The 13,240-nt window shown below is 44.3% G+C and carries 12 protein-coding genes and 1 riboswitch; of the genes, 3 read left to right on the top strand and 9 right to left on the bottom strand.

The features are described from left to right. Positions 1-11: 11 nt before the first annotated feature. The 8 genes from MKY16_RS04770 to MKY16_RS04735 form a co-directional block, all read right to left on the bottom strand. Complete coding sequence (locus MKY16_RS04770) at positions 12-1,238, bottom strand: RtcB family protein (RefSeq protein ID WP_340954362.1); 1,227 nt, start codon at positions 1,236-1,238, stop codon at positions 12-14. 243 nt (positions 1,239-1,481) lie between these two features. After that, a complete protein-coding gene (locus MKY16_RS04765) occupies positions 1,482-2,882 on the bottom strand; it encodes a metallophosphoesterase family protein (RefSeq protein WP_340954359.1) in 1,401 nt (466 codons plus the stop codon). Positions 2,883-3,018: 136 nt separating this feature from the next. Further along, positions 3,019-4,020: a Gfo/Idh/MocA family protein gene (locus MKY16_RS04760; protein WP_029517621.1), complete on the bottom strand. Its 1,002-nt coding sequence runs from the start codon at positions 4,018-4,020 to the stop codon at positions 3,019-3,021. A 197-nt stretch (positions 4,021-4,217) separates the two neighbouring features. Further along, a complete protein-coding gene (locus MKY16_RS04755; protein WP_013308920.1) occupies positions 4,218-4,859 on the bottom strand; it encodes a deoxynucleoside kinase in 642 nt (213 codons plus the stop codon). Further along, positions 4,859-5,479: a deoxynucleoside kinase gene (locus MKY16_RS04750; protein WP_029517622.1), complete on the bottom strand. Its 621-nt coding sequence runs from the start codon at positions 5,477-5,479 to the stop codon at positions 4,859-4,861. The genes MKY16_RS04755 and MKY16_RS04750 overlap by 1 nt, the downstream gene beginning before the upstream one ends. Positions 5,480-5,624: 145 nt before the next feature. Then, on the bottom strand, positions 5,625-6,224 hold the full coding sequence (locus MKY16_RS04745; protein ID WP_029517623.1) for a response regulator transcription factor: 600 nt from the start codon (positions 6,222-6,224) through the stop codon (positions 5,625-5,627). Continuing rightward, positions 6,221-7,354 carry a sensor histidine kinase gene (locus MKY16_RS04740; RefSeq protein ID WP_340954357.1) on the bottom strand — a complete coding sequence of 378 codons (1,134 nt, stop codon included), beginning with the start codon at positions 7,352-7,354 and terminating at the stop codon, positions 6,221-6,223. Before MKY16_RS04740 ends, MKY16_RS04745 begins: the two co-directional genes overlap by 4 nt. 68 nt (positions 7,355-7,422) lie before the next feature. After that, positions 7,423-8,484, bottom strand: a complete 1,062-nt coding sequence (locus tag MKY16_RS04735; protein WP_029517625.1) for a fatty acid desaturase — start codon at positions 8,482-8,484, stop codon at positions 7,423-7,425. Positions 8,485-8,697: 213 nt separating this feature from the next. After that, positions 8,698-8,782: riboswitch (ZMP/ZTP riboswitch) on the top strand. 113 nt (positions 8,783-8,895) lie between these two features. Between MKY16_RS04735 and MKY16_RS04730 the strand changes: the two genes are divergently transcribed. From MKY16_RS04730 to MKY16_RS04720, 3 genes are all read left to right on the top strand, one after another. Next, complete coding sequence (locus MKY16_RS04730) at positions 8,896-9,762, top strand: bifunctional 5,10-methylenetetrahydrofolate dehydrogenase/5,10-methenyltetrahydrofolate cyclohydrolase (RefSeq protein WP_029517626.1); 867 nt, start codon at positions 8,896-8,898, stop codon at positions 9,760-9,762. After that, positions 9,759-10,394, top strand: a complete 636-nt coding sequence (locus MKY16_RS04725; RefSeq protein ID WP_069012904.1) for a cyclodeaminase/cyclohydrolase family protein — start codon at positions 9,759-9,761, stop codon at positions 10,392-10,394. Before MKY16_RS04730 ends, MKY16_RS04725 begins: the two co-directional genes overlap by 4 nt. 213 nt (positions 10,395-10,607) lie before the next feature. Then, positions 10,608-12,110, top strand: coding sequence for a stalk domain-containing protein (locus MKY16_RS04720; RefSeq protein WP_069012903.1), 1,503 nt, complete (start codon positions 10,608-10,610; stop codon positions 12,108-12,110). Between the two features lie 120 nt (positions 12,111-12,230). On the opposite strand, the gene MKY16_RS04715 is transcribed toward MKY16_RS04720, so the two are convergent. After that, positions 12,231-13,223, bottom strand: a complete 993-nt coding sequence (locus tag MKY16_RS04715; RefSeq protein ID WP_340954355.1) for an ABC transporter substrate-binding protein — start codon at positions 13,221-13,223, stop codon at positions 12,231-12,233. Positions 13,224-13,240: the final 17 nt, after the last annotated feature.

The raw sequence follows: 13,240 nt of genomic DNA, 5'->3' as shown, positions 1-13,240 counted from the left end.
AAATCATCTCATTAGTCCTTGTAAGGATCAAACTCATTGGCCCCAGCCATGCACACCCCAATAGGTTTCAGCTCATGCAAAACTTCCACAGTCTCCGAATGAGCGTCCAATACCTCGTGCAGTTGACGATAGACGAACGGGCTTTCATCTGTACCGGCTCCACGCAGCTCAACGCCATAGTTCCGAACAGCCTCCTTCATCTGTACGTCCGTAATTTGTCCACCACTCCGTGTGCGGGTTTTCCAATTCATTTTACCGGCTGCCTGGGTACGACTCATAATACGACCTGCGCCATGGACTGTACTATAGTAGGAATCCCGATTTTCTACCGAATCTTTCCCACGCACAATCACCGAGATATCGCCCATGCTTCCTCCAATAAAGCCCATTTGGCCAGGGGCCGAGGGGGTTGCGCCTTTGCGGACTACAATGGTGTCGCGTCCATCATGCTGTTCCTTCCACGCGTAATTATGGTGGTTATGCACCGTAAAATCCGCTTCGGTCCCCATAATACCAAGCACTTGTTCTATCACATAGTCACGTCCCGCATACGCATAGCGTCCGGCAAGGCGCATCGCACGGTAGTACATGTCTCCCAGCTCACTGTTCATATCCAGCAGTACAGGCGGCTGATCCATATGTTCTCCCGGCGCCTTTCCGAGAAACTCCCGTCCTGCAGCCAAATTTAGAAACCCGCTTGCTGTTTTGTGCCCAAAGCCTCGGCTGCCGAAATGATTGGCAATCCAGACCTGTCCTGTCGCTTCCTCCACAAATACATCAACAAAGTGATTACCACTCCCTACTGTACCCAGCTGTTCCCTCGCCAAGGACTTCAGTTTGTCATGTTCTTGTTTCCCAATCGCCGCATATACTGCCCAATCCGGGTCATCGAACAGCTCATGGTCTACCTGAATTGCATTCACACGGCCTACGCCAAACGAAATATGACGTGCAATCTCATCCATCACGGCTGAAATACGTGGCATAATATCTGCGGCAAACAGCTTGGATCTTACCGCCTTATTCCCGCAGCCGATATCATACCCTACACCTGAAGGTGAAATTTGTCCGTCATACACCATCACACCGCCAATCGGCTGACTGTAGCCTTTATGATGATCTGCCATCAGTAGCGCCTGAATCACATTACCATTTTCGGCACATGTGCGGGCTTGAGATAGTGCTCCCGGGTCAGGTGATCCCCATACGCGTACTCCATTGATTTCTTGATAAGCCATCGCTTTATCCCTCCATATTTTGCAAGAAAATTTCTATATGTAAAATTGACTACTTTTGAACTTTGGATCTCTTAATAGCATTATGTACGGTTTACCCGCTTCCGAACAGGGCGTAAGTATTACAAGCACAACATCAGACGTCTCTATAAGAAAGTCCCTATAAGAAAATGAAAAAGGATATCCATGCAGCCGACCAGACTGTAGGATATCCTTTTATGATTATTTAGAAACCATTAATCAATTTTACTGATATTTTTTGATGATTCCGAATTGATCCACAATAAAAGGTTTGGCATCATTTTTGTTTTGATCAATTTCGTACGTTACGGCTGTAAGTTTATTTTCGTCTACGGTGATGCCAACAAAATTCTGTACCTGTCCTCGTACAGGTCTACGATTGTCACTCGGATCCGGGCCATATACTGCCGCATGATTCTCTTCAGCTAGTTCAAAGAGATTATAGTACTTATCTCCAAGTTTTTCACTCGGGTTCTTGTAGTAGACTTTGGGGCCAGCAGTTGCTGGGATGACATAGATACTTCCATCCGGATTCACACTATATTCAATCGTCTTTTCATTTAATCTATCTTTTAATTTGGTTGGCGTTGTTGCTTTACCCTCTTGGTTGATTGGCTTCGTACGAGCGTAAATATGATCGTGCCCCTGCACGACAAAGTCGATATCAAGTTTGTCCATGAGTGGAGCGATTTGGTTACGAACTCCATTGTTATCCATGATGTCAGAATCTGTTGCATGATTAGAGGTAGTGTAGGGACCTTTGTGAATGTTAACAATGATCCACTTTGCACCTGCCCTTTTGGCTGCCGCAGCATCTTTCTTTAACCATTCAACTTGATCTTCAGAAAAATTGGCATATTTCTCTGAGTCCTCATTGGAGTTCAGTACGATAAAGTGAGCATAGCTGTAATCAAAGGAGTAGTACGCTCCTGTTTTAGTAGCAGAACCAGCTGGTTGATTAATATTAAAGTGATCATAAAAAGCGTAGTTCTCATCCTCATGATTACCTGCTGAAGGAACAATGGTTGTATTCAAAAGACTTTTTTGTGAATGTCCCAACAACCAGTCCCACTGCTCTTCTTTGGTACCGGTGTCTACGATATCTCCGTTGTGGACTACAAACTGAGCATTACCTACAGTTTGAAGTGCTTTTTCGAGCGTCTGTGAAGACAATATGGCTTCATCTTCGCTTTTCGCTTGTGTATCAGCTAAATCAATGAAGGTAAATTCGCCGCTCTTAGGAGCCGTTTGAAACGTACCTGTTTCGCTCCATATCCCGCGCGCTGCATCACCCACACGATAATAATAAGCTGTGTCCGCTTGAAGACCTGTAGCTACAGCTTTATGGACAAGCTCTTCTGGAGAATTGGTCGATGGAGAAGAAGTCCCTTCAAATGTAAGAGCACTCGTAAAATCAGCTTCAGAAGCCGTTTTCTTGATTACTTGAACAGTGCTCTTCGTGGAAAGTTTTGAAGTATACCAGGTAAATCCTTTGGAACCTTTTGTGTCTCCATAAAATGTAGCTGTAACTTTACTAATACCATGATCTGTATTCCCTGATGACTCAGCATGGACAGGCAAGGCTGACATGCCCGTAATCAAACCTAGTGCAAGAGCAACAGACATAGATGTTGCTGACCATTTTTGAAACTTCTTAATTTACCCTTTTAGGGCTACAAAGCCAAATAAGGCTAACCGTATATTTGCAAAGTTTGCAAAATCGGCAGCCCTTTGTGCATTGCAATTTCGATCATTCCACTGACTAATGTGCAGAAGTATTTTTCAAATCTGCTTCATAACGAAGGCCGAATTGTTGTCTTGCCTCCTCCATCACTTCAGCGACTGTAAGTGAACACTCCAAAGAGTTAATGGAACTGTTGCGTTCACCAATCTTGATCAGATCTATAAATTCCTGAATTTCATAATACATGGGCTCACGCGTCTGAGCTTTGGTCAGATCCTCAATCGTGCCGTCCCGATAATGAATTTTCACCTCATAGGGCTGACTGATTTTGTCGATCACCATCGTTCCATTCTCACCCTGAATTTCAGCAGGCAGATAGGAATCTGTAATTTTGGAATACATGACGATAGCATCCATATCAGGATACTTCATCACGATACTGCCCTCGCCATCGACACCAGAGGATAAAAGCACACCAACCGCCCGAACCTCCTCAGGTTTGCCGAACAAAGTCACCATAGGATACAAACAATACACGCCAAGGTCCATCAGGGAACCATTGGAAAAGGCCGGGTTAAACGCATTCAATACCTTACCTTGCTTAAAAGCATCAAAGCGGGAGGAGTATTGACAGTAGCTTGCAAAATAACGCCGAACCCGGCCTATTTTATACATATGATCCTTTATTATTTTAAAGTTAGGCATAAGTGTGGATTTAACGGCCTCCATCAGCAGAACATCGTTGTTGCGCGCGGCTTCGATCATACTCTTCACCTCTGCTGCATTAGACGCAAAAGGTTTCTCACACAACACGTGCTTTCCGTGATTCATACATAAGATCGCCTGCTCCGCATGTAAGGAATTGGGGCTGGCAATATATACGGCATCGACCTGGTCACTTGCGGCCATTTGCGCCAGGTCTGTAAAAACCTCCGGCTGGCTGTTATATTTGTCAGCAAAAGCTTTGCCCTTATCCTCTGTGCGTGAGTATACCGCCGTCAGGGAAAATTCGTCCGTCTCCATCGCAGCTTGAATAAACCTCTCTGTTATCCAGTTGGTTCCAACAATACCAAAACGCATCACAGTATCCCATCCTTCCCGTGAGTCATTACAATTCATATGTACCTATTCTCGCATTCCAGCCTAAACTTGTCCACTATACCGTTAGTCATATCTCGTGCTTCAACATGTTTATTCGACAAAAAAAGACTGCGGTCTATCAGCTTAATTTATACTGATTGTACCACAGTCCCTGTCAGTTATTTGGGGTTATATCTCTATTTTTTTGATATTACTTTTCCTACTTCTTCCAAAATAGCATCCATGGAAGCAGGGTCATGTACATCATACTCATCAATGTTCAGACGCAGTACAGGACAGGCATCAAATTCGTTGATCCAATTGGAATATCTGCGATGCATTTGCTCCCAATAAGAACGCTCGGTCTGGATCTCCATCTCGCGACCGCGCTCCTCAATCCGACTCAGAATGGAGGGCAAACTGCCTTCCAGATAGATCAGCACATCAGGGTGAGGGAAAAACGGTGTCATCACCATCGCCTCAAACAGGCTAGTATACGTTTCATAATCGGTAGGATTCATCGTTCCCTGATCGGCATGCATTTTCGCAAAAATGCCTGTATCCTCATAAATAGAACGATCCTGCACAAAGCCTCCACCAGACAGGAAAATATTCTTTTGTTCCTTGAAGCGTTCCGCGAGAAAATAAATTTGCAAATGAAAGCTCCATCTTTCGAAATCGTGATAAAATTTCTCCAGATAGGGATTATGATCGACCTGCTCCAAAGAGGTTTTAAAACCAAGGCGTCCGGCCAAAGCACCGGTCAACGTGGATTTACCTACACCCACTGTGCCCGCTACCGTAATCAAGGCATTTGCAGGAATGTTGTAATTATTCACTATATAAGCTCCTTTACATCGGAAACAATTTGTTTAAATTGTGCCTGATTTTCTACAAAATCAATTTCATTCCCGTTCACGGTCAATATACGAGGGGAAGGGGACTGTTCAGCGAGAAACTGCATGCCTTTATCATAATCTATGATCAATTGCTCCAGATAGGCAGGGTCCATCTCCTGTTCAAAAGAGCGTGCACGCTTGCGAATTCTCCCCAGCAAGGTATCCAAATCTGCTTTGATATAAATGATAATGTCCGGCTTAGGCATATCATCTGTGAGCAAATGATAGATTTGACGATATTTTTCGAGCTTCACACCCTTAAGCGTACGTTCAGCAAAAATCAAATTCTTGTAGATATGATAATCAGAAATAACAGGCTGAGCTTTCTCGATATATTGCAGACCAGTATCCTCCAACTGCTTATACCGATTGCAGAGGAAGAACATTTCCAACTGGAAACTCCACTCATCTATATTCTGATAAAATTTATCGAGAAATGGGTTCTCCTCGACAATCTCTTTGATTATCGGCCAATGTAGCTCGGTTGAAAGCATCGAAGCTAACGTCGTTTTGCCTGCTCCGATGGGCCCTTCAACGGCTATAAATGGGGCTTGTTTCATGCGGTTCTGCTCCTCCTTGTACTCCAGTCCATCCTGTGGACAACTATCCTATTGTATCACAAGGTAGTACGCTAAAGGCATGCCAAATCTATGGATAAAACAAAAAAACAGAGCGCTATATTTTGCTTCATAGCGTCTCTGTTTCTCATTTAAACCAACCTTTTTCATTAAAACGTGTAATCGCTTCGATCCGGTTACTGACACCCAACTTATCGAGAATGACTGAAATATAATTGCGCACCGTCCCTGTCGTTAAATACAGTTCACCAGCAATCTCTTTTGTGTTCTTTCCGTCAGCGATGAGCGCCAAGACGGTCTTTTCACGCTCTGTTAGCGGGTTGACTTCGGCATAAGCATCATCGACCAGTTCCGGAGCATAGATACGCCGACCTGCCATAATACTGCGAATGGAGGAAGCCAGCTCTTCACTGGGACTGTCCTTGAGTAGATAACCGTGTGTCCCCGCCTTGATCGCTCGTTCAAAATACCCCGGGCGGGCAAACGTAGTTAAAATCAGCATCTTGCAGTTCAAGCCTTTGAGTTCTTCAGCCGCATCCAATCCGCTCTTTATTGGCATTTCGATGTCCATAATGCATATATCCGGTTGATGCAGCTTCACCAGTTCTATAGCTTCTTCCCCGTTGCTTGCTTTTCCGACTACTTTCATGTCCTCTTCCAAGTCTAGCAGAGAAGCTAGAGCACCCAGCAGCATACGCTGGTCTTCTGCAATGACAATTCGAATCATGGCCCCACCTCCTCGTTCGGCTTTTCAGGGATATTGGGCACTTTAATGACCAAGGTCGTTCCCTGATCTGAACGCAGCTCCATACATCCGTTCACGAATTCGAGCCTTTCCTTCATACCTTGCAGGCCGTTTCCACGAAGGGTTCCATTTTCTCTCGTAATACCGACTCCATTATCCTGAATCCGAAGAGTTAATTCCTTACGAGACGGCTCAATCGTGATGGAGCAAGCGGTAGCTCCACTGTGTTTCACTACATTGGTTACGGCTTCCTTCATACACATGCTAAGAACATTTTCATTCATTAATGATGTATGCTCCAGCTTCGGGTCTCCCTCTAGAGTTAATTCAATGTGAGCAGCCTTTAAAATCTGCCGAATACGTAGCAGCTCATCCTCTAGTCGCATACCGCGCATTTGAGTAACCATTTCCCGTACCTCTTTTAACGCGCTTCTTGCCGTGAGACGAACATCGTTAATTTCGACATGCGCCCGCTCCGGGTACTGATCCATCAGTTTGCCCGCCAAATCGCTCTTCAGCCCAATGAGTGACAACTTCTGACCTAAGGTATCGTGCAGGTCACGCGCAATTCTTTGCCGTTCCTCCAGCTTAATCAATTCCGATATTTTCTTATTGGCATCCTCCAATTGAACTTGGAGCCGATCGCTTTTGTTGCGATTAAAATTCGTAATCGGAAGGAGAATCACACCGATCAGATTAAGCAGGATAAAAGGAATCTGTTTAATAAAAACGGGATTCTGAGAAACAAAACCATAATTGATCAATCCAATCGTAATAACCATTAAAATAATATACAGCGTCGTAAATGCAGCCTTACTTTTAATATTACCGATCAAATAGGCGATAAATATGGAAAAGTACATATAGCTGAACAGCAGTGTCATGGTAATCGATATGACAATCTGTACACTGGTCCAAAAGTATATGAGCCAGCCTTTTGAGACAAAAGCCAGTACATAACATGCAAAGAATACCAAAATAATAGCAGTACCCAGAATAATATGACTTGTAGATGAAGAGCTAAAGTAGTAAAAGGGCAGGATATAAAAGACGACCCACACATAAGGGCTAAGCCCTGTATTCCTTTGGAAGATCTGATACCATTTTTGCATCCTGCCCACCCTCTTCTACTTCACATGACTTATATTCCTTATCTTATCATACCAGGTTTTGTTCAACGTTATTTTCTTTCTGTGCCTACAACAGGTGTAGGCATGGGTTTCGTAACTGCAACACGTTTGCTGAGGAGCGGCTTCACTTGTTTAAAGGTCAAAAAGGTTTTCGTATTTTCATCCCAAAGTCGGAACTTCAACGATTGCAGACTGCTACTCACTGTGATCGTGGTCGCCTTTTGAAGTAACGGTGTCGCTTCATGTGCTTTTTCCAAATTATAATTTGGAACTTTGGGACTCAGGTGATGAACGTGATGAAATCCGATATTGCCCGTAATCCATTGCAATACTTTAGGAAGCTTGTAGTAAGAACTGCCTTCTACGGCTGCATTAATATAACTCCACTCTTCATCGTGCTCGAAATAAGAATCCTCAAATTGGTGTTGTACATAGAATAGCCAGATTCCCAACATACCGGATACAAAAAAGATAGGTGCCTGTACGAGAAGGAAGGCCTGCCATCCAATAGCCCAGCACAACAGTGCATACAATGCAACGATGGATATATTCGTCACATGAGTGTTCATTTTTTCCTTGCGTTTGGCTGTCTTGATATTAAAGCGATAGGAAATCAAAAAAGTATAGATCGGACCTAGTCCGAACATAACCCAAGGATTTCGGTATATGCGATAGGCCAACCGTGTCCATGTGGAAGCCTCTGTGTACTCTTCTACCGTAAGCACCCACATGTCACCTGTGCCTCTTTTATCCAGATTACTGCTGGTTGCATGGTGGATCGCGTGACTATTTTTCCATTGGTGATAAGGACAGAGCGTAATAATACCTGTAATCGTTCCCACAATGTCGTTCAGCTTGCGGCTTTTGAAGAAGGATTGATGACCACAATCATGAAAAATAATAAACGTCCGTACCACAAACCCCGATGCAACAATGGCAATGGGAAGCGTCAGCCAGTACGAAACCGACAGGCTAAGATAAGCAGCATACCACAATAGGATCAGTGGACCCAAGGTATTGATAAGTTGCAGAACGCTGGATTTCGTGTTTATTTTCTCGTAGGGAGCCATATTTTTTTTCAATTGGGCTAATGGGAGTTGTGTCATACTCATTATGATCCTCCTTAAAGATGACGCCTATACCTTGATCCTGTTAGGCGTACATGTTGATCTAATCTCAGTATAAGGAGAACGCTCTAGGCGCTGTAGTCATAAACGTCAGTTCGTGTATATGACATTTGTCATATAGACAAGTAACATAACCCGTTTTCCAAATGTTCGCGGGTTTCTTTTCTGATGATTGTTTGTTAAAATATAAGGTATAATAACGCTGTATGTGACTGGCGAAGTCAGTGGAATGAACCACGAGGGAGCATACAAAAAAAGCGTACCGTTCGCCTGGGAGAAGTATTTGCAGAGGATTCGTCTGTCTTGACGACCTTGTGCAAATACTTTTTTTCGTTTTACAAGACCATGACACCCTGTTGATTCCATTATGCAATAAATTCAGAGGAGGCTCGGACTATGGCTATTATCATGAAATCCAAAGAAGCAGCTGAGCAAGTATATGCAACGATCCGTTCACAGGTAGAAGAAATGAAGCAGCAAGGACACCGTCCCCATCTGGCAACCCTATTGGTAGAAGGTGATCCGGCATCTGCATACTATGCACGGACCAAGCAAAAAATAGCGGAGAAGCTGGGCATCTCATTTCATCTCCATACGTTTGATCGTCATGTTAGCGAAACCGAGCTACTGCACCTGATCGGCAGTCTGAACGATGCATCCCATGTACATGGCATTATGCTGGAACTGCCGCTTCCCCAACATCTTTCCGCCTCCGTTATTAAACAATCCATTGCCCCCTACAAGGATATTGATGGGATTACACCCGATAACAAGCTGGCTACTGTAACAGGTGACGCCGGACTATATCCCGCAACACCTCAAGCCTGTATCGAGCTGCTCAAGCATTACGGTCACACATTGGCAGGCAAAAATGTCACGCTCGTGGGCATCGGACAGACAGTGGGACTTCCCCTTTTCCACATGTTGCAAAGAGAAAACGCCACCGTTACCGCCTGTCATGCAGGTACGCGTGATATTGCAGAGCATCTGAGCCATGCAGACATTGCCTTCGTGGCAGTCGGATGCCCTGATGTGATTACGCAAGATATGGTTCATCCCGGTCTGATTTTGGTAGATGCGGGAATTAATGAGACGCTAGAGGGAAAAATAGTGGGAGATGCCGCTTTAGACGTGGGGGAAAAAGTACATGCTATTTCTCCGGTTCCCGGCGGTGTTGGCACCTTAACGACTGCGATTTTGTACAAAAATTTGCTTAAAGCGATACATCTGCAACACTACTCCAGAGAGGTGGTTTACTCATGAGTGAACTGTCGTGGAATCATTCCATCGGACATTTTCTGAAAGAGGCTGCAAGTGCAGCTCCTACCCCTGGCGGAGGAAGTGTATCCGCACTGGCTGCGGCACTAGGCGCGGCTATGACCTCCATGACCGCCAACCTTTCACAAGGAGAAAAATACGCGCACATCCATGAACAAATCACGGACGTCATTAGCAGCATGGAAAGATTGTCTACACATTGTGAGGAATTAATGGTCGCAGACATCCAATCCTTTGAACAGTATATGACTGCCCTGCGTTTGCCCAAGGAAACAGACGAAGAAAAGCGCTATCGTACCCATTCCTTACAGACAGCGGTGATCGCTGCCATTGAGGTACCCATGCGCCTGCTGGAAGTATGCCGAGACGGATTGTCGCAAGCCTATAACATTGTGGAAGTGTCCAATAAAAATGTGATTTCGGATCTTGGCATCGGCGCGATCCTGTTCGAAGCCGCCGCTCAATCTGCCCTGCTTACCGTCGACATTAACCTTGCTTCGCTGAAAGATTTGGATGTCAAACAATCCTACGAAGCTAAAACAGCCGCACTCCTCCGTGAAATCGGACAAATCAAAGAACAAACCTTATTGATGGTGCGCAGCCGAATAACGGGCTGACCATTGGAAGAACCCGTCCCAAGTCATATTCTGCTTCCATGCTCAAAAATAGCCTCTCAAACCCGCCTCTGCTCGTGGGTTTGGAGGCTATTTTATTGGAATCCAACGATTTGTGGAAAACTTTTCTATATATTCTTCGTCTATTGATAAGGAGATATTCCCCAAGGCGTTATTTAACCTTATATACATTGATGAAGAAATGAGGAAAAACGCATGAAAAGACGTACTCTGTTAATCAGTATGATCGCGCTGTTATTGTTCAGCTCCAGTGCATGGGCGGCCGGTGATGAATCGGCGTCCCGTATTCGTTCATATGATTCCGGGAGTCTGATTCAATCCGATGGAAGCTTGTGGTTATGGGGCTATAATCAATCCGTACCGACTCGTGTAGAGGATAAGCCAAACGTTGTAAGAACATTTTCGAATATAATCCAGGAAGGCGATCTGATATTTACCTTACAAGATCATTCCGCCTGGTATGTGCCAAGAAACAACATTTCTGAATCCGTGAAATTCATTTCTCTGGAAGGACTACCAAACATCATAAACGTGCGTATTATGAATGATCATGTGCTCGCCCTAAACGCCGAAGGAACCGTATTATCTGCTGATCGAATCGAAAATGGTGGCAACTTTGCTCCTTTTCAAACCCTATCCGGCATCGAAAATGTTACAGAATTGGATAGTTACTATGAAAAAAGACCGCAATATGAGGAACGCTGGATCTTCTTGAAGAAGGACGGAAGTGTATGGAAAAATACAAGGTCCTTGCAGGGCTTCGAGCTTGTTCCATCATTAAAGGATATTACTGCTATCTCCAAAAACATAGCCTTAAAGAAAGACGGTACTGTATGGACATGGCCCAAAGAATTTGATAAAAATGTAACTCCGTCCGAAACTTTATCCGTATCGCAGATTCAAGCCTTATCGGACATCAAAATAATTAAGACCAATGGAAGTTCCAATCTCGCGATTGATCGACAAGGACGGTTATGGTTCTGGGGTGAAACGGTCACAGGTTACTCAGATAATACAACCTATCACAATGAAAATACCCCTGTGCTATTATCAGGAGTAAAAGATGTTAAAGACGCCTTTTTCGCCGAACGCTCCATACTCGCCCTCACCACAGCTGGGAATGTATATGTTGCGTCTCTAGATGGTGAAAAGTTACCATCCAACGCCCCCTTTACATTGCTTGCTAAAAATATTCAAAGTATCAAAGCAGGTCCACGGCACGTAATCATGCAAAAAGCAGATGGGGCCTTATGGGGCTGGGGTGTCAACAAACACGCGCAGCTAGGTATAGGAGACTATGAGTTTCTTTATAGTTCACCAGTTCCTGTACAAAAACCGATTCTTGTCCGTCTCAATGGTTCGCCTGTCTCTCTGAGTAATGGTGTCATTACCCGCAACGGGCAAGCGTTTATTCCCCTTCGTTCTGTTTTTGATAAACTGGGGGCCGAGATCGCTTATGATTTCAACAGCAAAATAGCAAAAATAGATCAGTCCAAGGCAGAAGATCACCCTGTCTTTCTAGAAATAAATTTCAAAACCAGCCAAGCAAAAGTGAACGGTAAAGCTGTAAAGCTTACCAATCCGCCCTTCATGGTGAATGGTATTGGTTATCTTCCATTAAGGCTAATCAGCGAAACGCTGGGGGCCAAGGTAGATTGGATACAAAAAGAAGATACTATTGAAATTACGACGAAATAGTAAATAAAAAACCAGTCTAAACATAAATCATGTTGGACTGGTTTTAGCTATATACTGCGACGTATATTATGCAACTTCCTATCTGTTTTGGACAATTCGTCACAACGCAGAATCTCACACCTATTGTTTAGCTTTATTCTCTTTTTCTCTTTCGACCAGCATATCTACGATCATATCAATCTGTCCTGTAATAGCGATTGGATCGTAGCGATAGTACGTATCAAAATCGTTAAAGAACACTCTATTGTTCTTCACCGCCGGAAGATTCCCCCACACAGCGGACGACTTCAGTTGTTTGAGTGCGTCACCCTTTTTCTCCGGGTCATACGTAGTCAGGAACATATAATCTGCATCATACTGCGGCAACACCTCCATCGAAAGCTGCACCGTTTGTTCCTTGGAATTAGCTGTTTTCTTTGGCATGTTCAGTTTGAGCGCATTGTACACGGCTTGTCCGCCGCGACCCGCATTGTCGCCAAAGATCCAAAGTGCGTGCTTGTCCGTCAGCTCATACAGACCGAAAGTTGCCTTTTCGTCAATCACACCTTTAAGACGTGCGCGACCTTCAGCGGCCTTTTTATCAAATGCAGCAATAAATTGCTCAGCCTTCTCCTTTTCCCCGGCGATATCACCGAACAGCTTGACCGTGTCATAGATATTAGTCGTCGTACCGTACGGAATGTACAAGGTAGGTGCGATTTTTGACAAAGCCTCATAATTCGTATCCTTCATAACCACGATCAGATCAGGTTTGAGTTCCAACGTCTTTTCCAAATTGGTCGGATCACCCACCTCTTTGGTTCCTTGTTCCTTCAGCAAATCGGTCAGAAAAGGATTTTGAAACGCAGTTGGCTCTACACCCACCACGTTAGCACCCACGGACAGCAATTCTCCACCGTAAAAATCCGTTACAATACGCTGTGGCTTGGTCGGAATTTGAATATCCCCTTTAACCGTTTTAAAGCTTCTCGTCTCTCCAGTAGAAGCCGACTCTTGCTTATCTCCTGAAGATGAAGCCGGATTACTTCCATTATTATTTCCGCCGCAAGCGCTGATGAATACAGACAATACAAGTAACATAGCTGTCATCATAAAATACGATTTTCTTTTCAACTGATTAGCCCCCTATA

This window comes from Paenibacillus sp. FSL L8-0641, assembly GCF_038006265.1.
GTDB lineage: Bacteria > Bacillota > Bacilli > Paenibacillales > Paenibacillaceae > Paenibacillus > Paenibacillus polymyxa_D.
The sequence above is the reverse complement of the archived record's forward strand: the minus strand, read 5'-3'. Positions and strand labels throughout refer to the sequence as shown.